The sequence below is a fragment of the Azospirillum sp. Sh1 genome (assembly GCF_008365135.1).
In the GTDB taxonomy this organism is placed as follows: Bacteria; Pseudomonadota; Alphaproteobacteria; order Azospirillales; family Azospirillaceae; genus Azospirillum; species Azospirillum oryzae.
On the sequence record NZ_VTTK01000025.1, the window covers coordinates 20,548 to 42,782 of the forward strand.

The window sequence follows — 22,235 nt, forward strand, 5'->3', positions numbered from 1 at the left end:
CGGCATTAGGCCGGTATGCGGACGACGACCAATTCATATGTTTAGAAGTCTACAGCATGCCGTCGTGTGTTTGGAAAATTATAAGCATTAGCGGTATAGTTTCGTATGCACGACGACGTTAAGGCGTCCGGCATCCCTGAATTCTTGACCATGAAATCGCGGCAGTCATTCGATTGTATTCAAGATGCCATCTTCGACTCCGTGTGATATTCCACTGGAATGTATGGTTCAGCCCATGGGAAAATCGCTTGCGCGGATCCTGACCGCCCAGAAACCCTGTGGTCCCGTCTTCCTCCAGCCCTTCAGCTTCCGGCCGTCTTTCGTTACGCTGTCGGGCGCCAATTCCGGCGGACCAAGGACGTCGGGATCAGCATCCGCTCCGCCATAGCTGTCTTTGGTTGATGATGGCGGCGTTGTTTCCGTGACACCTATCGCGCTCTCCTCTGCTTCGCTGGAAAAAATCCGGGAGGTCTAAAAAACTTCCCAGGGATCTCCGCATCCCCATCGTCATCACCGGGAAAGAAGATAATGAGACGCAGTCGCAGAAAGCGGCGCGGTCTCTCACCGGATGACAGAGGCGAGCGATGGCATTTGCGAAGATTGGGGCGAAGTCCGGAATGACCGGGGTGATGATCGGGCGCCGGGGCAGCGTCGCTGGTGAGCGGTTCGGCCGCGTGTTCCTGGGGCGTTTGCTGGCGACGACGGTGCTGATCGCGCCGGGCCTCCTGCTCTCCCACGTCCCCGCAGCGACGGCGCAAACGAATCCGGCCGGCGCGGTGTCCTTCGCCATAGCGCCGCAATCGGTGGACGGAGCGCTCGCCGCCTTCGCCGCCGCGACACGCATCCAGGTGCTGAGCCCCGGCGCGGTGACGCAGGGCGTCAACTCCCCCGGTGTCAGCGGTTCGATGTCCGCGCGCGAGGGACTGAACCGCCTGCTGTCCGGCACCGGGCTGGTCGCCCGCTTCCTCAACACCGAAACAGTGACGGTCGAGCGTGCGGCGGCCGGCGGCGCCATCCAGCTGGACCCGGTGCAGATCGAAGGCAGCGGGGGCGCGAGCGGTCCCGGCGCCCTGCCCCCGCCCTATGCCGGCGGTCAGGTGGCGCGCGGCGGGCGCATCGGCGCGCTGGGCAACCAGGACGCGATGGATGTTCCGTTCTCCGTCACCGGCTACACCGCCGAAACCATCCGCAACCAGCAGGCGGATACCGTCGCCGATGTGCTGGCCAACGACCCGGCGGTGCGCAGCGGCCTCGGCTATGGCAACTTCGCGGAGAGCTTCGTCATCCGCGGCTTCCAGTTGATGGGCGAGGATCTGTCGATCGACGGACTCTACGGGACCGCACCGCGCCAGATCGTCGCCACCAACATGTTCGAACGGGTGGAGGTGCTGAAGGGTGCCAACGCCTTCCTGAATGGCGCGGCCCCCAGCGGATCCGGCATCGGCGGCGGCGTGAATCTCGTGCCCAAGCGGGCGGAGGATGAACCGCTGACCCGCCTGACCGCCAGCTATGCCATGGACAGCCGCTTCGGCCTTTCCGCCGATGTCGGCCGCCGGTTCGGCGATGCCAACCAGTTCGGCGTGCGCGTCAACGCCGCCGTCCGCGGCGGCGAGACCGCCATCGACGACGAGGAGCGGATGCTGAAGCTCGGCTCCCTGGCGCTCGACTATCGCGGCGAGCGCACCCGCGTGACGCTCGACGTCGGGACCCAGACCCAACGGGTGGAGCAGGGCCGCCCGGTGGTCTATTTCGGCAGCTTCGTCCCGGCGGTGCCGTCGGCTTCGCAGAACTATGCGCAGCCCTGGAGCTATTCGCAGATGCGCGACACCTTCGGCCAGATCCGTGCCGAATACGACATCCTGCCGAACCTGACCGCCTATGGCGCCTTCGGCATGCGCAGCATGCGCGAGGACGGCGATTATGCCTCCCCCACCGTCACGCGGGTCGACGGCACCGGCACCGTCAGGCGCCTGACCGTCCCGCGCGAGGATTTCACCAGCACCGGTCAGGCCGGACTCCGGGCCGACCTGCACACCGGCCCAATCAGGCACCAGCTGAATGCCGGCGCCTCCGCGCTGCGGACGACCAACAACAACGGCTTCGAATTCGGCACGACCTCCGCCATCAACCTCTACCGCATGGTCGGGCTGCCGCGCCCGGCGACGACATCGGCCAGCGGCATGGTCGGCGACCCGCCGAAGGTCAGCGAGTCGGTGCTGCGCAGCGTCTACGCCTCGGACACGCTGTCGATCCTCGATGACCGGGTGATGGTCACCGCCGGCCTGCGCCAGCAGAACATCCAGGTCCGCGGCTTCAACCGGGCCAACGGCGCTCGCACGTCCGATTACGACCAGTCGGCGCTGACGCCGGTGGTCGGGCTGGTGGTGAAGCCGATCGAGGAACTGTCGCTCTACGCCAACCGCATCGAAGGGCTGGCGCAGGGGCCGACCGCCCCGTCCACGGCGGCCAATTCCGGAGAGATCTTCGAGCCCTACCGCTCCGTCCAGTACGAGGTCGGCGGCAAGCTGGACTTCGGCAACTTCGGCGGCTCGCTGTCGCTGTTCCAGACCACCCAGCCCAGCGGCGTCACCGACGCGTTCACCCGCATCTACAGCGTGTCCGGCGAACAGCGCAACCGCGGCATCGAGCTGATGCTGTATGGCGAGCCGGTGCAGGGCGTCCGGCTGTTGGGCGGCGCCACCTTCATCGATCCGGAGATGACCGATACCGGAAGCGCCGCGACCGAGGGCAAGGACGCCGTCGGCGTGCCGCGCCACCAGTTCAACGCCAACGTCGAATGGGACCTGCCCTTCCTCCCGGCCTCCTTCCCCACCGTGACGCTGACCGGGCGCGTGATCCACACCGGATCGCAGTATCTCAACACCGCCAACACGCTGAAGATCCCAAGCTGGACCCGCTTCGACGTCGGCGCGCGGATGGTCACCGACATCCGGAACCGTCCGGTCACCGTCCGGGCGGCGGTGGAGAACGTCACCGACAAGGCCTATTGGGCGTCGGCCTATGGCGGTTACCTGAGCCAGGGCGCTCCGCTGACCGCCAAGCTGTCGCTGTCGGTCGATTTCTGAACGCTGCAGTCCTGACGGCGGCATGAGGAGTGCCCGATGACCAACCGAACCATCCGGATTTGGACGCTGATCCACAAGTGGACCAGCCTGATCTGCACGCTCTTCATGCTGCTGCTGTGCCTGACCGGCCTGCCGCTGATCTTCCATGACGAGATCGAGGCGCTGACGGCGGAGGACAACCTTCCGCCCATGCCGGCCGATACACCCCTGAAATCTTTGGACGAGGCGGTTGCCTCGGCGCTGGCGACATATCCCGGCGAGCGTCCGCTGTTCCTCAGCTTCGACGAGGACCGGCCGGTGGTGAACGTCACGACCGGCCCGACCGCCCGCCCGCCGGTGTCGCAGATGCACATCTCCGCCATCGACCTGCGCACCACGCGAATTCTGGCCGACCTGAACGACGACCAGGGCTTCATGCATGTGATGCTGCGCCTGCATGTGGACATGTTCGCAGGATTGCCCGGCGAGTTGTTCCTTGGCTTCATGGGATTCCTGCTGTTCCTCGCCACCCTGTCCGGCGTGGTGATCTATGCTCCGTTCATGCGCAAGCTGTCCTTCGGCACCGTGCGGGCCGGGCGCAGCAGTCGGCTGAAATGGCTCGACCTGCACAACATGCTGGGGATCGTCACGCTGATGTGGGTGATGGTGGTCGGGCTGACCGGCGTCATCAACACCCTGTCGGTTCCGCTGGTCGCCTATTGGCGTTCCAACGAACTGGCGGCGATGATCGCCCCCTATGAGGGCAAGCCGGTGCCGGAACGCTTCGCCTCCGTCGATGCGGCCGTCCGCAAGGCGATGGAGGCCGCCCCTGGCATGCGCCCGCAGTTCATCGCCTTTCCCGGCGTGCGGTTCTCCAGCAACCACCATTACGCCGTCTGGCTGAAGGGAGCCACGCCGGCCACCAACCGGATCCTGACCCCCGCCCTGATCGACGCCGAAACCGGGGCCTTCACCGACATGCGGTCCATGCCCTGGTACATGCTCGCGCTGCGGCTGTCGCAGCCGCTGCATTTCGGCGACTATGGCGGGCTGCCGATGAAGGTCCTGTGGGCGGTGCTGGACGTGCTGACCATCGTCATCCTCGGCAGTGGCCTGTATCTGTGGATCGCCCGACGCCGCGGCGCCCAGGAACAGGCTGGCGCACCCCAAAGCCTACGCGCTGTCGCCAGGGAGGCCGCGGAATGAAGCCGCGCGCTCCCCTCCCCCTGCCGGCGATCTTCGGCCTTCCCGCCGCAATCGCGCTCGTCACCACCGCCGGGCTGGTCATCGCCCTGCTGGACGACGGCCTGGTGGACGCGCTGTCCTGGGCGGCGCTGTCCGTACCCATCCTGGCCGCGGTCTGGTCCTGGCGGAACCGCGAGCGCTGACGGCTCCTCACGACACCACGGCGGGGACCGGATGATAACATCGGGCACGGTTAACGATCCGAAATAATGCATTGACGGAACTGGTGGATCCGGGAAACCTCAGTCTCTTGACAATAGGGACACCAAGGTTCCGCGCCCGATGCAGCCGTCCACCCGGAACGCCTTTCCAGCTCCCGCACAGCCGGCCACGCCACCTTTGCTCAGCGTCGAGGGCTTGTCCGTTGCGTTCGGCGGGCAACGGGTCATCGACGATCTAAGCTTCCGTGTTCATCCGGGTCGGACGCTCGCGATCGTCGGCGAGTCGGGGTCGGGCAAGTCGGTGACGTCGCTGTCGGTGATGCGGCTCGCCGACATGGCCGGGGCGCGCTTCCCCACCGGCCGCATCCTGTTCCAGGGCAGCCAGGGGCCGCGCGACCTGCTGACGGCCACACAAAAGGAGATGCGGGCGATCCGCGGCAAGGAGATCGCCATGATCTTCCAGGAGCCGATGACCTCGCTGAACCCCGTCTTCACCATCGGCGACCAGATCGGCGAAACGCTGATCCTGCACGAAGGCATGGGCAAGGCCGCGGCGGCGGAAGAGGCCCGGCGGCTGCTCGACATGGTCCGCCTGCCGGATGCCGCCCAGATCCTGAAGCGCTACCCGCACCAGCTCTCGGGCGGCATGCGCCAGCGGGTGATGATCGCCATGGCGCTGGCCTGCCGGCCCAGGCTGCTGATCGCGGACGAACCGACGACCGCGCTCGACGTGACGATCCAGGCGCAGATCCTGACCATCATGCGCGACCTGCAGGCCGAACTCGGCATGGCGATGATGTTCATCACCCACGATATGGGCGTGGTGGCCGAGATGGCGGACGACGTCGTCGTCATGTGGAAGGGCCGCAAGGTCGAGGAGGGCCGCGCCGCCGATCTCTTCGCCACCCCGCGCCAGCCCTATACACGCGCCCTGCTGGCCGCCGTGCCGCGGCTGGGTTCCATGGCGGGGCAGGACCATCCCCGCCGCCTGCCGCTGACCGTGCTGGACGGCGACCACGTCACCACCGTGGGCGAGGCCAGGGTGCAGGACACGGCCGACTATGGCGCGGCGCCCCTTCTGTCGGTTCGCGACCTGTCCGTCCGCTTCAAGTCCAGGACCAACTGGCTCGGCCGCGCCACGCATCAGGTCCATGCGGTGACTCAGGTCTCCTTCGACATCCATCCGGGCGAAACGCTGGCGCTGGTCGGCGAGTCCGGTTCCGGCAAATCGACGATCGGGCGCACCATCCAGCAGTTGCAGGAGGCGACCTCCGGCCGCATCTCGTTCCACGGCCGACCCTTGTCGGAGATGGGCATGGCGGACCGCAACCGGCTGCGACGCGACGTCCAGTACATCTTCCAGGACCCCTTCGCGTCGCTGGATCCGCGCAAGACGGTCGGCTTCTCGATCGCGGAGCCGATCCGCACCCATGGCCTGCTCGACGGCGAGCGCGAGATCCGCAAACGGGTGGACGGCCTGCTGGAACGGGTCGGGCTCTCTCCCGCCCACGCCGCCCGCTACCCGCATGAATTCTCCGGCGGCCAGCGCCAGCGCGTCTGCATCGCCCGTGCGCTCGCCTCCGACCCCAAGCTGATCATCGCCGACGAAGCGCTGTCGGCGCTCGACGTGTCGATCCAGGCGCAGGTCATCAACCTGTTCATGGATCTTCAGGCCGAACGCGGCCTCGCCTACCTTTTCATCAGCCACGACATGGCGGTGGTGGAGAAGATGAGCCACCGGGTGGCCGTCCTCTTCCTCGGCCAGATCATGGAAATGGGAAGCCGGCGGCAAATCTTCGAAAGTCCGGCGCACGACTACACGCGCCGCCTGCTGTCCGCGGTCCCGGTCGCCGACCCGTCGCGGCGGAGCCGCCGGGCCCTGCTCGACGGGGAAATCCCGAGCCCGATCCGCGCCGTCGGCGACGACCCCGCGGTCCTGCCGCTGGAAGAGGTGCAGCCGGGCCATTTCGTCCGCCGGAGCGCATGACCCGGCATCGCCTCAACCAACAACAACCATCGATCAAGGAACAGGTGTCATGGCATTGGGTGTGAAGGGGATCAAAACCGCGTTCATGGCGGCGCTGTTGGCCGGAGCAGCCTTCGCGGCGACGCCCGCGGAGGCCGCCGGGAAACTGACGATCTCATCGCCGCAGGATCCCGGAAGCTGGGACCCGATCGACACCTTCCTGGTCAACTGGGCCTCGGTGGGCACCAACATCTTCGACGGGCTGACCTATCGCGGCCCGGACCGAAAGCTGGTGCCCGGACTGGCCGAATCCTGGACCGAGATGGACGGCGGCAAGCGCATCCGCTTCAAGCTGCGCAGCGGCGTGACCTTCCACAACGGCGAGCCGTTCAACGCCGCCGCCGTGAAGTTCACCTTCGACCGGCTGCTGGGCGAGGAAGGGGCGAAGGGGCCGCAGCGCTCCAACTACATCGCCATTGAAAGCGTCGAGGTCATCGACGACACCACCGTCGATCTCAAGCTGAAGGCGCCCGATCCGGTCCTGCTGACCAAGCTGGCCGGCTATGGCGCGATGATCGTCCCGCCGAAATACATCCAGGAGAAGGGCGACGCCTTCTTCAACGTCAATCCTGTCGGCACCGGGCCTTTCAAGTTCGTCTCCTATGCCCCCAAGACCGGAATCAAGCTTGAGGCCAACCCCAACTACTGGGGCGGCGCGCCGAAGCTGTCGGAGGTCGAATACCGCTTCATCACCGAGCCGGCGACCGCGGTCGCGGAGCTTCAGGCCGGCCGCGTCGACGCCGTCCTGCCGCCGACCATTCCCATCGGCATGGTCCCGGTCATCCAGGCCGACCCGAAGCTGACGGTCATCAGCATTCCGGGGCCGACGGTGGACGCGCTGCGTTTCAACACCAAGTCCGGCATCACCGCCGATCCGCGGGTGCGCAAGGCGCTGATCATGGCGGTGGACCGCGCCGCCATCGTCAAGTCGATCCTGGCCGGCCAGGCGTCGGAAATCGCCAGCTTCCAGGGAGAACTCTCCTTCGGTTACGACCCGGCGCTGAAGCCGCTGCCCTTCGATCCCAAGGGCGCGCAGGCCCTGCTGGCCCAGGCCGGGGTGAAGCCGGGCGCCACGGTGCAGATCGACATCCGCGGCAACGACGCCACGATGAACGAGGTGGCCCAGGCCGTCGCCGCCTATCTGGGCGCGGTCGGCGTCGTCGCGACGATCAAGCCGTACGAGACCAACGTGCTGCTGAACGATATCATCCCGCAGGGCAAGACCGGCGCGATGTTCCAGCAGAAATGGGGCGGCTGGACCTTCGACTACGACAACACCGCCTACGCCATGTACCATTCCGGCGAAAAGTGGAACCCGTACGAGCAGGACGCCGATCTCGACAAGCTGCTGGAATCGCAGCGCGCGATCACCGACGTGGCGGAGCGCGAGCGCATCCTGAAGCAGATCGCGCGCACCGTCGCCGACAAGGCGCTGGAGATGCCGCTCTACAACTCCAACGCCATCTACGGCGTCGCCAAGCGGGTCAAGAACTTCCCGCCGGCCTCGGACAACCGTCCGAAGCTGACCGAAGTGACGGTGGACTGACCGCGCATCCGGCACCGCTCTCCCCTCCAAGGGGGCAATCGCATATGGCAATAATGGTCCTGTACAAGGAAAGACGTCATTCCCGCGAAGGCGGGAATCCAGCCGTTTCAGTCGCTCTGCACGAACGTTTCCTGGATCCCCGCCTTCGCGGGGATGACGGAAGTCCTCTTATGGAACTCTAGATTTCATAAGCAATCGCCCTGCCCCTCCGAGGGGGTGAGGCGGTGCCGGATGCGGTTTCGCTCGCTTTATTCGGGCCCATTTTTCGAGGATGGCAAGTCTTGGCCGGATTCCTTCTCAAGCGCCTGATCCAGGCGGTCTTCGTCATGGTCGTGGTGACGCTGATCGTCTCCTTCGCGATCCGCCTGACGGGCGATCCGGCCCTCATGCTCACGCAAGGGGCGGGCAGCATCACCGAACAGGACCTGGAGCGCATCCGCGAAGCGCTGGGGGTCAACCGGCCCTTCCTCGTCCAGTACGGAGGCTTCCTGACCGGACTGCTGCGGTTCGACTTCGGCAACAGCTTCCTTGGCGGCACTCCGGTGTCGCGGCTGATCGCCGACGCGCTGCCGGCCACGCTGCTGCTGGCGCTGGTGTCGATGGCCGTATCCATCGCCCTGTCCATTCCGCTCGGCATCAGGGCGGCGACATCGCGGGGCGGGGTCGCCGATCAGGCGATCCGCATCCTGTCGCTGGTCGGCCTGTCGGTGCCCAACTTCTGGCTGGCGACGATGCTGGTGCTGCTGTTCGCCATCACGTTGGGCTGGCTGCCGCCGAGCGGCATGGAGAGCCCCTCTAACTTCATCCTGCCGGCGGTCACCATGGGCGTCATCCTGACCGCGACCAATGTGCGGCTGGTGCGCAGCGCCATGCTGGAAACCCTGCAGTCGCAGTATGTCATGGTGGCGCGCGCCAAGGGGCTGAGCGAGGGCAAGGTCCTCTACAAGCACGCGCTGCGCAACTGCGCCATCCCGCTGATCACCTATTTCGGCCTGCAGTTCGGCGGCCTGCTGGGGGGCATCGTCGTGGTGGAGCGCGTCTTCAACTGGCCGGGGCTCGGCACGCTGGCCTTCGACGCGGTGGCCGCCCGCGACTACCCAGTGCTTCAGGGCGTCATCACCGTCCTGTCGCTGCTGATCGTCGGCGTCAACCTGCTGGTCGACATCGCCTATGGGCTGGTCGATCCGCGCATCCGGACCTCGTGACCGCCATGGCCCCTGCGCTCTCCTTCCTGCGCTCCCCGCGCTTCCGCAACCTCGAATTCCTGCTCGGCGCCACGCTGACCCTGGTCATCTGCCTGGCCGTGCTCTTTTCCGAGCAGCTGTTCCCCGGGGGCGCCGACAAGATGGACCTGATGGCCCGCCTGTCGCCGCCCTTCCGGACTGCGGCGCACCCGCTGGGCACCGACCCGCTGGGGCGAGACGTGCTGGCCCGCGTCGTTGCGGGCGGCAAGATCTCGCTGCTGGTCGGTTTCGTCTCGGTCGCGGGGGCGGCGGTGATCGGCGTGCTGATGGGCCTGATCTCCGGCTATTACCGCGGCATCTGCGACATCGTGGTGATGCGCTTCGCCGACGTGCAGCTGGCGCTGCCCTTCATCCTGCTGGCGATCACCTTCATCGCCATCGTCGGCGGCAGCCTGACCAACACCATCATCCTGCTGATCGTGTCGCAGTGGGTGCAATACGCACGACTCGTCCGCGGCTCCGTCCTGGCATTGCGCGAGCGGGAGTTCATCCAGTCCGCCCGCGCCATCGGGGTCAAGGATTGGCGGATCATCGTCCAGCACCTGTTGCCGAACCTGATCGGCCCGGTGATCGTGCTGCTGACGCTGAACGTCGCCAACAACATCCTGCTGGAAAGCAGCCTGACCTTCCTCGGGCTCGGCATCGATCCGACCATCCCCAGCTGGGGCGGCATGCTGGCCTCGGGGCGCACCTATCTCCAGGTCGCCTGGTGGGTCAGCGTCTTCCCCGGCCTTGCCATTCTTCTGACCGTGCTGGGCCTGAACCTGCTCGGCGACTGGCTGCGCGACAGCCTCGACCCCACCGGGAGAACCTCTCGATGACCGTCCTGTTCGAAGCCTCGTTCGAGCGGACGCTCGATCACCTGTGCGCCCGGCTGAAAGGCGAGATGGCGGAGGCCTGGACCTTCGACGACGCGCAGAGCCGCCGCGCCGCCGAACGGCGCCTCGCGGAGCGTGGCGTGTCCGCCCGAATCCGCAGCGCCTACAAGCCCCTGCTGCATTTCTTCCTGGAAGAGGTGGAGCCCCGCGATCTGGCGGCCGTGACCGTCGCCTATCCGGTCCACCCGCAGGCTCCCGCCAACCGCTTCCTGCTGGAGGCCTATCCGCTGGCCGCCCTGCTGGCGGGGGCGGAGGTGGCGTTCCACCCGCGGACCGATGCCGCGTTCCATTACGACGTGACGCTGACCTTCAAGGACGGCCGGCGGGAGGAGCGGCGGGTGGCCGCGCCCAACCGCGTCCACACCGACATGGCGGGGGAAACCAGCGTCTCGCCGACCGGCTGGCTGCGCCTGGGCGGCGATGGAGAGGGCGAACGGCTGGAAGCCGATTACGAGCGGCTGTTCGAGGCCGCCATGACGGCCATCGCCGGCCACCCCTGGACCGGCGGCGAGCCCTATTTCGAGGAACTGAGCATCCGCGCCGACTATCCGGCGTCGGACGAACCGTTGGGCTTCGCCGACGAGGTCGTGAGCCTGCGCGAGGCCTTGCACGAGGACTTCTACTTCTCCCTGCTGGAGGTGTTCCAGCGCAAGTCCGGCCGGCCGCTCGGCGACCGCGGGCTGAAGCCGGGCCAGATCGCGCCCGACATCAAACTGAGCGACGGCACGGTGCGGGTGCGGGTGGAGCTGTGCCCCCTGTCGCGCGACGCCGTTACGGCCGCCGACGATCCCCTGGACGCCGCCTCGCTGGACCGCGCCGCCGCTCCGATCGGGAACGCGGCGATCCGGGCCGGGCTGGAGCGGATCGGCGGCGAGCCGTTCGAGGCGGGGACGCGCAGCGGACGCCGGGTGCTCGCCCGCCATGTGCGGGGCAGCGACGCACCGGTTATGATCAGCGGCGGCCAGCACGCCAACGAGACGACCGGCGTGGTGGGCGCCCTGCGCGCAGCGGACCGGCTGGCGCAGCGTCCGGGCGCGCATTTCACGGTGTCGCCCCTGGAGAACCCGGACGGCTACGCCCTGCATCACCGGCTGCGGGCCGACAACCCGCGCCACATGCACCACGCGGCGCGCTACACCGCGCTCGGCGACGACCTGGAATACCGCAACCCTGTGGATGCCGGTCCCCACCTGAATGAAAAGGCCATCCGGCTCGAAGCGGAGCGGCGGAGCGGTGCCCGTCTCCACCTGAACCTGCACGGCTACCCCTCGCATGAATGGACCCGGCCGCTGTCGGGCTATGTGCCGCGCAACTTCGCCATGTGGACCCTGCCCAAGGGCTTCTTCCTGGTGATGCGCCACCACGCGGGTTGGGAGACGGCGGCGGAGCGCCTGCTCGACCGGGTGACGGCGCATCTTGCCACGATTCCGGAACTGGCTGCCCGCAACGCCGAACAGATCGCGCTCTATGAAATCCATGCCGGCGAGACCGGGTTCCGCCTCATCAACGGCTTCCCCTGCCTGTCGTCGTTGGATGAACGCAGCACGGTGCCGGTGACCTTGATCACCGAATATCCGGACGAAACCATCTATGGCGATGCCTTCATCCAGGGCCATACGGCACAGATGGCGACGGCGCTCACCGCCTACGAGGCCTGGCAGGAGCTTGTCGTGAGCTGACCGGCGGTCGATTGGGTCGTGCCGGCTCCCTTCGAAGCCGGCACGACGACCGGCCTTACTTCTGCACCAGCGGGCAGCCACCTTCCGACAGCGGACGGAACGCCTCGGGGCCGGGGATCGTCTTGATCAGCTTGTAGAAGTCCCAAGGTCCCTTCGACTCTTCGGGCTTCTTGACCTCGAAGAACAGCATGTCGTGGACCGCCCGGCCGTCGACGCGGACACTGCCCTTCCCGAACAGGGGATCATCGGTCGGCAGGTCCCGCATCTTGGCGGCGACGACGGTGGCGTCGATGCTGTTCGCCGCCTTGACCGCCTTCAGGTAATGGAGAGCGCCGGCATAGACGCCGGCCTGGTTGCCGGTGGGACGGCGCCCGTCCATCCGGGCGGCGAAGCGGTCGGCGAAGGCGCGGGTGCCGGGATTCAGATCCCAATAGAAGGCCTCGGTCAGATACAATCCCTGCGCATCCTTTAACCCGACGGCGGCGACGTCGCTCAACTGCATCAGCAGGGCGGCCAGCCGCTGACCGCCGGCGGTGATGCCGAACTCGGTCGCCTGCTTGACCGACCCGATGGTGTCGCCCACCGCGTTGGCGAGCCCGATGACCTGCGCACCGCTGCCCTGCGCCTGCAGCAGGTAGGAGGAGAAATCGGACGCGTTGGGCGGATGGCGAACGCTGCCGACGATGGTGCCGCCCATGCTCTTGACCACCGCCGAGGCGTCGCGCTCCAGCGCATGACCGAAGGCGTAGTCGGCGGTCATGAAGAACCAGCGCTTGCCCCCGCTCTCCGTAACCGCCCGCGCCGTGCCGTTGGCCAGCGCCCAGGTATCGTAGGTCCACTGGATGGTGTTGGGGGAGCATTTCGGCCCGGTCAGCTCGGTCGTGCCGGGACCGGAGGCGATGAAGACCGCCTTGGAATTGCGCGTCACCTCGTTCACCGCCAGCGCCACCGACGAGAAGGGCACGTCCAGAATCGCGTCGACATGCTCCTGGTCCAGCCAGCGGCGCGAGGTGGCGGCGCCGATGTCGGGCTTGTTCTGGTGGTCGGCGTGGATGACCTCGATGGTGACGCCGGGCAGCTCCTTGGCGAAATCCTCCGCCGCCAGCTGCGCAGCCACCACCGAGCCCTGCCCGGTGCTGTCGGACGCAAAGCCGCTCATGTCGGTCAGCACCCCCAGCTTCACCCGGTGGTTCGCGATCTCGGCCGATGCCGGGACGGTGCCGATCGACAATGCGACGAGGCTGGCCGCGGCCATGCCGGCCAGCGTGTATCCGGTCTTCATCAAGGTCCTCCCCTTTTTCATTTTGATGTTCGACGGTTTTGCCCGCTGCCGTCAGGCGCCGGCGGCCCCGCCGCGCAGGTCCTGCAGGACCGCCTGGGCGATGTCCTGGCGCACGCTGCCGCGCTCCACCAGCACGGCGGCGACGCGGTCGATCTCATCGCCGACCGCGCCGGCCATCATCGCGATGTTCTGGGCGTGCAGGGCCATGTGGCCCTTCTGGATGCCGGTGGTCGCCAGCGCCTTCAGCGCCGAGAAGTTCTGTGCCAGTCCGACCGCGGCGATGATGCGGGCGAGACGTTCGGCGCTGGTCACTCCCAGGATCTTCAGACAGGCCTGCGCCGTCGGGTGCGCCTTGGTGGCGCCACCGATCAGCCCGACCGCCATCGGCAGTTCGATGGAGCCGCTGAGCTGTCCGTCGGCGGTCACCTCGAAGCGGGTCAGGCTGCCATACTGGCCGCTGCGGGCGGCGAAGGCATGGGCGCCGGCCTCCACCGCGCGGGTGTCGTTGCCGGTCGCCAGCACGACGGCGCTGACGCCGTTCATGATCCCCTTGTTGTGGGTGGCGGCGCGATACGGGTCGGCGGCTGCGAAGTGATAGGCGCTGACGATGCCGTCGCGCACCGCCTCGCCGCCGATCTGGTCGAGCGGCCACACCGCATGCGCCCGCGCCAGCCGGCGGTCGGCCAGATTGGACAGGATGCGCAGATACACCCGACCGCCGGTCCAGGCGGAGATGTGGGGAGCCAGCGCCTCCGCCATGCTGTTGACCGCGTTGGCGCCCATTGCGTCGCGGGTATCGACGATCAGATGGGTCACCAGCATCGGGCCGCTCTGGCTGTCGAGCACACGCACCTCGACGTCGCGGAAGCCGCCGCCGAAGGACAGCAGCACCGGGTCGCAGCCGTCGCAGATCACCTTGATCTCCTCGCGTCGCCCGAGGATGCGCAGGCGGGCCGCATGGGGGTCGGCCACGTCGACCGCCTGGATCTGTGCGATCATCAATGTGCCGGACATCGAGGTGGTGAAGCCGCCGGCGTCATAGCATTGCCGGGCCGCGTTGCAGACTGCGGCGACGACCGACGACTCCTCCGTCGCCATCGGGATCAGCACATCCTCGCCGTCGACCCTCATATTGGTCGCGATCCCCAGCGGGATATTCATCGATCCGATCACGTTCTCGACCAGACGGTCGGCAAGCCCCAGATCCAGGTTGCCGGTGTCCGACAGCCGCGCAGCCGCGGCGGCATCGAGGCCGGCGAAGTCCGAGACGATGCCCAGGCGCTCCGCAGGCGATTTCTTGTGGAATCCGGAGATGCGGGAACTGCGGGTGGTGTCGATCATTCCTGAACCCTGTCCGTGCGCTTTGTGGATGCATCCCCCTCCGGCGCCGCGCAGAGGCGCGCACCGGATGGGACTATGGAGGCGGGATAATGGTGGTGCTGGGGTGATGCCGGTCGAACGGGCACCGCGGGCCGTCCCGCCATCACCATTCGTTCAATTGATGATCAGTGATACAAAGGGACAGCACAAGGGACAGTTTCCCGGAATCTCCGGGACACTGTACCAGCGCGTTCGTTGGGACACTGCAGCGGTGATGCGATGACACGGGTGGGCAGCATCGTCGATAGGATCGCCGGCCTGATCGGCGAGGGTCTGTTGAAGCCGGGGGAGCGCCTCCTGTCGGTACGGGCCGGCGCCGTCGAGCATGGCGTCTCGAAAAACACCATGGCCGAGGCCTACGACCGTCTGGTGGCGCTGGGCCATGTCGAGGCGAAGCAGGGGGCCGGCTATTACGTCGCCCGCGTCCGCCACGCGGTGGTGGGGCAGCAGTCCGCCCATGTCGCAGAGGCAGTGGACTTCGTGTCCCTTCTGCGCGAACAGCTGGTGCAGAGCTATGCCGTGCGGATCGGCGACGGCCGGCCGCCGCCGTCCTGGATGGAGCGGTTTGAGGTCGGTGGCAGCCCGCGTTTCCTGGCCGCAAGCCGCGGCCTGACGCCGGAACACGGCTACGGCTCCCCCTGGGGCTTCCTGCCGTTGCGGGAGCGGCTGGCGCTGACGCTCGGCGAGCGGTCGATCACGGCGTCGCCGGACCAGATCCTGCTGACCCAGGGCGCCAACCACGCGCTCGACCTCGTGGCCCGCCAGATGCTGGAACCGGGGGACACAGTGCTGGTCGACAGCCCCGGCTATTACCCGCTGTTCGGCAAGCTCCGGCTGTCGCGCATCAGCATCGTCGGCGTCCAGCGTCGCCACGACGGCCCCGACCTCGACGATCTCGCCGCCAAGGCCGCCGCCCACAAGCCGAAGCTGTTCTTCACCCAGTCGCTGGCGCACAACCCGACCGGCGGCTCGATCACCCCCGCCGTCGCGCACCGCCTGCTGCGGATTGCCGAACAGCACGGCCTGCACATTGTCGAGGACGACCCCTTCGCCGATGTCCTGCCCGCCGCCAGCCCGCGGCTCGCCGCGCTCGACCAGTTGGAACGGGTCATCTATGTCGGCACCTTCTCGAAAACCCTGTCGGCCAGCCTCCGTGTCGGCTACGTCGCAGCGAAGCGCCCGCTGATCGACCGGCTGTGCGACGTCAAGATGCTGACCGTGGTCAGCACCTCCGACTATGTCGAGCGGATGGTCTACGCCTTCATCGCCTCCGGCCAATATCTTCGACATCTGCGCCGGCTGAAGACGCTGATCGGGGAGCATACGGAAAAGGCGACGCTCGCACTTACCCGCATCGGCGTCCGACTGCCGCCGGCCGCTCCCGGCGGTTATTATCTGTGGGGTGAGCTTCCCGACGGCATCGACGAGGCGGATCTGGTGCGCCAAGCTGCGGAACAGGGGATTTTCCTGGCACCCGGCACGCTGTTCCTGCCGACGCGGACGGCCACCGCGCCGGCAATGCGGATCAACATCGCCTACGCCGACGACCCCCGCTTCATTGCATTTCTCGGCGACCGTCTGCACGCACAGGGCGCGCGGTAACCGGCGCCGCGCCGACCCGCCGCTGCGCCACAAAGGGCGCTATCTACGGTCGCCATCCCGGCGGCTTTCCTCGATCACCCAGCGGCGGAAGCGATCGCGACGCTCATCCGGCTTGCGCCGGCTGGAGACGACGAGGAAATAGCCCCGTTCCGTCTGGATCGGCCGGTCGATCAGGGCAACCAGATGCCCGTCCCGCATCAGCTCGTCGGTCAGCGGGCTCCATCCCAGGGCCACCCCCTGCCCCATCAGGGCAGCCTGCAGGACCAGTGGATAATTGTTGAAGGTCAGGTCCTGGCCGCCGGCCGGCACTGGCAGTCCGTGCAGGGTGAACCAGTCGCTCCAGGACAGCCAGGCGGCCGGCCCGATTGATTCCAGATGCAGGAGTGGCAGGGACGCCAGATCGGCCGGGTCGGCGGCGGCACCGGCGGCAAACGGGGCGCGGCTCGCCCGGAAGGCAGGGCTGCAGACCGGCAGGACCCGTTCGGGGAACAGGAGTTCCGCCTCGCAACCGGGCCAATGACCGTGGCCGAAGGTGATGGCGATGTCCACCGCCTCGCGGCGCAGATCGATCGCGTTCTGCGTCGTCACTATCCGCACGTCCAACTCTGGCAAAAGCTGGCGCAGGGCGCCGAGACGCGGCAACAGCCAACCGGAGGCGAAACCGAAATCGGTGGCGACGTTCAGAACGCCCGGCCGGTGCCTGTCACGGATGCGGGTCACCGCATCACCAATGCCGTCCAGCGCCTCGCGGGTCGCCTCGTAGAGCCGCACGCCGTCCGGCGTCAGCGCGACCCCGCGGTGAAGACGACGGAACAGCGCCGTCCCCAGATCGGCCTCCAGCCAGCCGATCTGGTGGCTGACGGCCGACTGGGTGCAGGCAAGCTCGCGGGCGGCGGCGCTGAAGCTCAGCAGCCGGCCGGCCGCCTCGAAGAAAAGCAGGGTGCGCAGCGGTGGCAGGCGGTCCTTTCCCATGAGCACCCTTCATATCACCATGATGAGACAGGAGCTTCACGACCCCTGTTGGGTGCGTCAATTCTATCGTTCCCGAACGATCTGTCCACAAACGGTATGAAGCAGGCGGATATGGCACGGCGCCCCAACATCCTTATCCTCATGGCCGACCAGATGATCCCGCAGGCGCTCGGCGCCTACGGCAATCCGACGGTGCGGACGCCGCACATAGACAGTCTGGCAGAAGGCGGCGTGGTGTTCGACAGCGCCTACTGCAACAGCCCGCTCTGCGCCCCCTCGCGCTATGTCTTCCTGTCGGGGCGGTTGCCCTCGGCCATCGGCGGCTACGACAACGCCGCCGAATTTCCCTCCACAGTCCCCACTTTTGCCCATTACCTGCGGCTGGCCGGCTACCAGACCATTCTGTCCGGCAAGATGCACTTCTGTGGGGCCGACCAGCTTCACGGCTTCGAGGAAAGGTTGACCACCGACATCTATCCGGCCGATTTCGGCTGGACGCCGGACTGGACCCGGCCCCAGGAGCGGCCGAGCTGGTATCACAACATGAGTTCGGTGCGCGACGCCGGCCCCTGCCTGCGCACCAACCAGCTCGACTTCGACGAGGAGGTGGTCTTCACCGCCGAACGCAAGCTGTACGACATCGCCCGCGGCCGGCGGGAACGGCCCTTCTGCTTCGTGGTGTCGCTGACCCATCCGCACGACCCCTACGCCATCACCGAGCGCTACTGGAACCGCCACACCGACGCGGAGGTGCCGCTGCCGCGCGTCACCCTGGCGCCGGACGCGATGGACCCGCATTCGCGGCGATTGCGCCATGTCTGCGCGATGGACGAGATGCCGCTCGGCGAACGGCAGATCCGCAATGCCCGCCGCGCCTACTACGGCGCCGTTTCCTATGTGGACGACCAGATCGGTCGGCTGATGGGCGCGCTGGAGGAAACCGGACTGGCCGAGGATACCGTCATCGTCCTGCTGTCCGACCATGGCGACATGCTGGGCGAACGCGGGCTGTGGTACAAGATGAGCTTCTTCGAGTCCGCCTGCCGTATCCCGCTGATCGTCCGGGCGCCGGGCTGGTTCCAGGCCGGGAGGGTCGCCGCATCTGTCTCGTCGATGGATCTGCTGCCGACCCTGGTCGAACTCGCCCATGACGGAGCGGTGCCAAGCTGGCGGACGCCGATCGACGGGCGCAGCCTGCTGCCGCACCTTCAGCGCAGCGGCGGTCACGACGAGGTGATCGGCGAATATCTGGCCGAAGGTGCCCTGGCCCCGATCGTGATGATCCGGCGCGGCCGCGATAAATTCATCCATTCGCCGGCCGATCCCGACCAGCTCTACGACCTGTCCGACGACCCGGACGAGTTGGTGAACCGGGCGGAGCAGCCCACCGTCGGCTCCGCGGCGGCCGATGCCGTACGACGCTACCGCGCCGAGGTGGAACAGCGCTGGGACTTGGCGCGCCTGCATGAGGAGGTTGTCGCCAGTCAGCAGCGGCGCCTCCTGGTGGCCGACGCGCTGCGACAGGGGAAGCACCGCTCCTGGGATTTCCAGCCCTTCACCGACGCAGGCACCAGCTATATGCGCAACCATCTGGATCTCGACGATCTGGAAGCCATGGCGCGCTTCCCGCGCCCTGGTACCTCTGTGCAATAGGACGGCGCGACGGCGCGCCGGACGTCGACCATCACCCGACAGGAGGGAAGGCAGCATGCATGTACCCGGGGTTGCAATGGGCGGTTTGACGGCAGGGCGTGCGGCGCTGGCCGGCCTGATGACCGTGATCGGGATCGCGGCCGGCTCGTATTCGGCAGCGGCCGTGGTGTCGGGGACGGCAGCGGCGGCGGAGCCCGCAAACTGCGGGATGGTGAGGATGGCCGATCCCGGCTGGACCGACATCACCGCGACCAATGCGGTGGCGGGAACGCTGCTGGGCGCGCTGGGCTATCAGCAGAAGATCGAGACGGTCGCCGTGCCGATCATTTTCCAGGGGCTGAAGACCGGGCAGATCGACGTCTTCCTCGGCAACTGGATGCCGGCCCAATCCACCTTCCTCGACAAGCTGATCGCCGAGAAATCGGTCGAGATCGTGCGCCCGAACCTGGAAAACGCCAAATTCACCCTGGCAGTTCCGACCGCGGTCGCCGAAGCCGGCGTGCACAGTTTCGCCGACCTCGCCCGGTTCGGTGACCGGTTCGAAAAGAAGATCTACGGGATCGAGCCGGGCGCGCCGGCGAACCAGAATATCCAGCGCATGCTCGACAAGAAGGATTTCGGGCTTGATGGCTGGACCCTGGTCGAATCGAGCGAACAGGCCATGCTGGCACAGGCGATGCGCCGGACGCGCAGCAAGGATTGGGTGGTCTTTCTCGGCTGGCAACCGCACCCGATGAACACCCGGATCGACATGACGTATCTCAGCGGCGGCGACGCCTATTTCGGTCCGAACTATGGCAGCACCACGGTCAACACCCTGTCCCGGCGCGGCTACGGCACCGAATGTGCGAATGTCCACCGCCTGTTCAGCCAACTCGCCTTCACCGTCGGGATGGAGAACGAGATCATGGCCGCCATCACCGACGACAAGAAGGCGCCCAAGGACGCCGCGGCCAGCCACCTGAAGGCGCATCCCGACCTGCTCGGCCCCTGGCTGGCCGGCGTGTCGACCCGCGACGGCAAGGATGCCGCAACAGCCGTGCGCGCGGCGTTGGGCCTGAAGTGAGGCAACAAACGATAAGGAGACGAACAGCCGTGTTTGCCGCGTTGCGCGCATGGGTCCGAAGCCGCTTCCCGTCCTGGTTCCGGCCGACCTACCGACCCGAACGCCATTACATGCGGGGTCCCTCCGGTTTGCGATGAGGCCCGAGGGGGAGGATTGTGGACCGTCAATCCGTCGTCTCCCTCCGGTCCGTCAGCCTGGGCAATGCTGGAGGAATCCCACCGCAGAGTGGCCCCGCATCGGCACCGGTGAAAGGCCAATTGCCAAAGGCTTTATCTCGTTAAATCAACAATGTAGCCGGGTTCAGTTGCCCGCCGAGCCTGGACGCCTACCCACATTCCACGACGTCAGCGTGCCATCGCTTCAGGAAGGTGGAAGGGCTGTCCACCACATCATCCCGCCAGATAGTTCGCATTCTCAACCATCGCCATACAAAGCATCTTGCGGCAAAATGTACGAACTGGTACGTTTGTTGGCATGTACGAACCATGCCGCTGCCGAAAGGGCTCCCATGCCGTCCAGCGCCTTCACCTTCAAAAAGTCGATTGCCACCGTCTCGCTGAGCGGCACCCTGCCGGAGAAGCTTGAGGCGGCGGCCAGCATCGGCTTCGACGGGGTCGAGATTTTCGAGAACGACCTGCTGACCTTCGACGGCTCCCCGGCCGACGTGCGCCGCATTGCGGAGGGTCTGGGGCTGGAAATCACCATCTTCCAGCCCTTCCGCGATTTCGAAGCGATGCCGGACCCGATCCGCGCCCGTAACCTCGACCGGGCGGAACGCAAGTTCGACGTGATGCAGGAATTGGGGACCGACCTCGTGCTGGTCTGCTCCAACGTCCAGCCCGCCGCCATCGACGACCCCGCCCGTGCCGCCGCCGATCTCGCCGAGATGGCGGAGCGGGCGCGGCGCCGCGGTCTGCGCGTCGGCTACGAGGCGCTGGCCTGGGGCCGGCATGTCAACCGCTGGCGTCAGGCCTGGGACATCGTGCAGCGCGCCGATCACCCGGCACTGGGGCTGATCGTCGACAGCTTCCACACGCTGGCCCTGGACGACGACCCGACCGGCATTGCCGGTCTGCCGGGCGATCGCATCTTCTTCGTGCAGTTGGCCGACGCGCCGAAGCTGTCGATGGACGTGCTGTCCTGGAGCCGCCATTTCCGCAATTTCCCCGGCCAGGGCGAGCTGCCTGTCGGGCGCTTCGTCGACGCGGTGCTGGCATCCGGCTACCGCGGCCCCCTGTCGTTGGAGATCTTCAATGACGAATTCCGCGCCGCCCCAGCCCGCCTGACCGCCCTCGATGGTCTGCGGTCACTGATCCATACGGAGGCCGAGGCAGGCTTCGGACCCGGCCTGCCGGCGCCGCCGGTCTGCCGTGGCGTGGAGTTCCTGGAATTTGCCGTCGATGCGGCGGCGCGGGACAAGCTGTCCGCCCTGCTCGGCAGCCTGGGCTTCCGGCACGCCGGGCGCCACCGTTCGAAGGATGTCGACCTCTACCGCCAGGGCGGCGTCAATCTGGTGCTGAACAGCGAGGAGGATTCCGCAGCGTCGGAGCATTTCCAGATGCACGGCCCCTCGGTCTGCGCCATGGCCTTCGCGGTGGACGATGCCGCCCGCACGATTGCCCGGGCCGAGGCCTTGCGCTGCGTGCTGTGGCGCGAGAGGGTCGGCGACGGCGAACGCCGCATCCCGGCGCTGCGCGCCCCCGACGGCACGCTGATCTATCTGGTCGACGACAAGGAAGCCAACCGCAGCATCTGGGAGGACGACTTCCACCTGTTCGCGGAGGAGCCCGCTGGAGCAGCCGGCCCTCCGCCCCTGCTCGGCATCGACCATGTCGCCCAGGCCCTGCCCTTCGGCCGGATGGACGGTTTCGTGCTGTTCTACCGAACGGTCTTCGGCTTCGTTCCGGAAAGCCTGTGGGAGTTGCCCGACCCCTACGGCCTGATCCGCAGCCGGGCGCTGGTCAGCCCCGATGCGGAGCCCGGCCGGGGCGTGCGGCTGCCGCTGAACATCTCGGAAAGCCGGCGGACGGCAACCGGCCGCTTCGTCAGCGCCACCGCCGGAGCCGGCGTCCATCACATCGCCTTCGCGGCGTCGGATGCCGCCGCCCTGGTGGAGAACCGTCTGGCGGCCGGCGCGCCCTTCCTGCCGATCCCGGCCAACTATTATGACGACCTCGCGGTCAAACATCCGCTGGACGATGCGGCATTGGAAGCGCTGAAGCAGCGTGAACTGCTGTATGACCGCGACGGCCAGGCGGACGGGGGCGGCGAGTTCCTGCACGCCTACACCGACAGCTTCGACGACCGCTTCTTCTTCGAGGTGGTGGAACGGCGTGCCGGATACCGCCAGTTCGGCGCCGTGAATGCCGCCGTGCGCATGGCGGTACAGGCGCAACTGCGCGAAGGCGCCCGCCCCGAACTCTATCTCGACTGAAA

The 22,235-nt window shown here is 67.1% G+C and carries 15 protein-coding genes and 1 pseudogene; 13 read left to right on the forward strand and 3 right to left on the reverse strand.

Annotation, left to right across the window (positions count from 1 at the left end; genetic code table 11):
- Window positions 1–261: 261 nt before the first annotated feature.
- The 9 genes and pseudogenes from FZ029_RS33665 to FZ029_RS22180 form a co-directional block, all read left to right on the forward strand.
- Window positions 262–402: pseudogene (locus FZ029_RS33665) on the forward strand (IS1595 family transposase); the annotation flags it as partial.
- Between the two features lie 215 nt (window positions 403–617).
- Window positions 618–3,086, forward strand: coding sequence for a TonB-dependent receptor (locus FZ029_RS22145; RefSeq protein WP_247892438.1), 2,469 nt, complete (start codon window positions 618–620; stop codon window positions 3,084–3,086).
- A gap of 36 nt (window positions 3,087–3,122) precedes the next feature.
- The gene (locus FZ029_RS22150) at window positions 3,123–4,271 is read left to right on the forward strand and encodes a PepSY domain-containing protein (RefSeq protein WP_149271948.1); all 1,149 of its coding nucleotides are present in this window, start codon (window positions 3,123–3,125) and stop codon (window positions 4,269–4,271) included.
- Complete coding sequence (locus tag FZ029_RS22155) at window positions 4,268–4,453, forward strand: hypothetical protein (protein ID WP_149271949.1); 186 nt, start codon at window positions 4,268–4,270, stop codon at window positions 4,451–4,453. The genes FZ029_RS22150 and FZ029_RS22155 overlap by 4 nt, the downstream gene beginning before the upstream one ends.
- A gap of 214 nt (window positions 4,454–4,667) precedes the next feature.
- A complete protein-coding gene (locus FZ029_RS22160) occupies window positions 4,668–6,458 on the forward strand; it encodes an ABC transporter ATP-binding protein (RefSeq protein WP_348771134.1) in 1,791 nt (596 codons plus the stop codon).
- A 49-nt stretch (window positions 6,459–6,507) separates the two neighbouring features.
- Window positions 6,508–8,043: an ABC transporter substrate-binding protein gene (locus FZ029_RS22165; RefSeq protein WP_149271951.1), complete on the forward strand. Its 1,536-nt coding sequence runs from the start codon at window positions 6,508–6,510 to the stop codon at window positions 8,041–8,043.
- Window positions 8,044–8,324: 281 nt separating this feature from the next.
- Window positions 8,325–9,248: an ABC transporter permease gene (locus FZ029_RS22170; RefSeq protein ID WP_149271952.1), complete on the forward strand. Its 924-nt coding sequence runs from the start codon at window positions 8,325–8,327 to the stop codon at window positions 9,246–9,248.
- A 5-nt stretch (window positions 9,249–9,253) separates the two neighbouring features.
- Entirely contained in the window at window positions 9,254–10,108 is an 855-nt protein-coding gene (locus tag FZ029_RS22175; RefSeq protein WP_149271953.1) for an ABC transporter permease, read from the forward strand.
- The gene (locus FZ029_RS22180) at window positions 10,105–11,844 is read left to right on the forward strand and encodes a M14 family metallopeptidase (RefSeq protein WP_149271954.1); all 1,740 of its coding nucleotides are present in this window, start codon (window positions 10,105–10,107) and stop codon (window positions 11,842–11,844) included. Before FZ029_RS22175 ends, FZ029_RS22180 begins: the two co-directional genes overlap by 4 nt.
- A 55-nt stretch (window positions 11,845–11,899) precedes the next feature.
- Here the strand turns inward: FZ029_RS22180 and FZ029_RS22185 are convergent, their stop codons facing one another.
- Together FZ029_RS22185 and FZ029_RS22190 are read right to left on the reverse strand one after the other, a co-directional pair.
- Window positions 11,900–13,126 carry an ABC transporter substrate-binding protein gene (locus FZ029_RS22185; protein ID WP_211104189.1) on the reverse strand — a complete coding sequence of 409 codons (1,227 nt, stop codon included), beginning with the start codon at window positions 13,124–13,126 and terminating at the stop codon, window positions 11,900–11,902.
- 51 nt (window positions 13,127–13,177) lie between these two features.
- Entirely contained in the window at window positions 13,178–14,467 is a 1,290-nt protein-coding gene (locus FZ029_RS22190; RefSeq protein WP_149271956.1) for a hydroxymethylglutaryl-CoA reductase, degradative, read from the reverse strand.
- Between the two features lie 258 nt (window positions 14,468–14,725).
- Here FZ029_RS22190 and FZ029_RS22195 point away from each other — a divergent pair, with 258 nt between their 5' ends.
- Window positions 14,726–16,108: a PLP-dependent aminotransferase family protein gene (locus tag FZ029_RS22195; protein WP_149271957.1), complete on the forward strand. Its 1,383-nt coding sequence runs from the start codon at window positions 14,726–14,728 to the stop codon at window positions 16,106–16,108.
- Window positions 16,109–16,147: 39 nt separating this feature from the next.
- Here the strand turns inward: FZ029_RS22195 and FZ029_RS22200 are convergent, their stop codons facing one another.
- Complete coding sequence (locus tag FZ029_RS22200) at window positions 16,148–17,080, reverse strand: LysR substrate-binding domain-containing protein (protein WP_149271958.1); 933 nt, start codon at window positions 17,078–17,080, stop codon at window positions 16,148–16,150.
- 111 nt (window positions 17,081–17,191) lie between these two features.
- Between FZ029_RS22200 and betC the strand changes: the two genes are divergently transcribed.
- The 3 genes from betC (at window position 17,192) to FZ029_RS22215 (ending at window position 22,233) form a co-directional block, all read left to right on the forward strand.
- The gene (gene betC, locus FZ029_RS22205; protein WP_149271959.1) at window positions 17,192–18,733 is read left to right on the forward strand and encodes a choline-sulfatase; all 1,542 of its coding nucleotides are present in this window, start codon (window positions 17,192–17,194) and stop codon (window positions 18,731–18,733) included.
- A 55-nt stretch (window positions 18,734–18,788) separates the two neighbouring features.
- Entirely contained in the window at window positions 18,789–19,799 is a 1,011-nt protein-coding gene (choX, locus tag FZ029_RS22210) for a choline ABC transporter substrate-binding protein (protein WP_247892439.1), read from the forward strand.
- A gap of 508 nt (window positions 19,800–20,307) precedes the next feature.
- The gene (locus tag FZ029_RS22215; RefSeq protein WP_149271960.1) at window positions 20,308–22,233 is read left to right on the forward strand and encodes a sugar phosphate isomerase/epimerase and 4-hydroxyphenylpyruvate domain-containing protein; all 1,926 of its coding nucleotides are present in this window, start codon (window positions 20,308–20,310) and stop codon (window positions 22,231–22,233) included.
- Window positions 22,234–22,235: the final 2 nt, after the last annotated feature.

What these genes read in the sequence shown, in the direction of transcription:
- betC (WP_149271959.1), top strand. Translation starts at nt 17,192, where the DNA reads ATGGCACGGCGCCCCAACATCCTTATCCTCATGGCCGACCAGATGATC.
- FZ029_RS22195 (WP_149271957.1), top strand. Translation starts at nt 14,726, where the DNA reads ATGACACGGGTGGGCAGCATCGTCGATAGGATCGCCGGCCTGATCGGC.
- FZ029_RS22150 (WP_149271948.1), top strand. Translation starts at nt 3,123, where the DNA reads ATGACCAACCGAACCATCCGGATTTGGACGCTGATCCACAAGTGGACC.
- FZ029_RS22190 (WP_149271956.1), bottom strand. Translation starts at nt 14,467, where the DNA reads ATGATCGACACCACCCGCAGTTCCCGCATCTCCGGATTCCACAAGAAA.
- FZ029_RS22180 (WP_149271954.1), top strand. Translation starts at nt 10,105, where the DNA reads ATGACCGTCCTGTTCGAAGCCTCGTTCGAGCGGACGCTCGATCACCTG.
- FZ029_RS22165 (WP_149271951.1), top strand. Translation starts at nt 6,508, where the DNA reads ATGGCATTGGGTGTGAAGGGGATCAAAACCGCGTTCATGGCGGCGCTG.
- FZ029_RS22185 (WP_211104189.1), bottom strand. Translation starts at nt 13,126, where the DNA reads ATGAAGACCGGATACACGCTGGCCGGCATGGCCGCGGCCAGCCTCGTC.
- choX (WP_247892439.1), top strand. Translation starts at nt 18,789, where the DNA reads ATGCATGTACCCGGGGTTGCAATGGGCGGTTTGACGGCAGGGCGTGCG.
- FZ029_RS22145 (WP_247892438.1), top strand. Translation starts at nt 618, where the DNA reads ATGACCGGGGTGATGATCGGGCGCCGGGGCAGCGTCGCTGGTGAGCGG.
- FZ029_RS22175 (WP_149271953.1), top strand. Translation starts at nt 9,254, where the DNA reads ATGGCCCCTGCGCTCTCCTTCCTGCGCTCCCCGCGCTTCCGCAACCTC.
- FZ029_RS22215 (WP_149271960.1), top strand. Translation starts at nt 20,308, where the DNA reads ATGCCGTCCAGCGCCTTCACCTTCAAAAAGTCGATTGCCACCGTCTCG.
- FZ029_RS22155 (WP_149271949.1), top strand. Translation starts at nt 4,268, where the DNA reads ATGAAGCCGCGCGCTCCCCTCCCCCTGCCGGCGATCTTCGGCCTTCCC.
- FZ029_RS22200 (WP_149271958.1), bottom strand. Translation starts at nt 17,080, where the DNA reads ATGGGAAAGGACCGCCTGCCACCGCTGCGCACCCTGCTTTTCTTCGAG.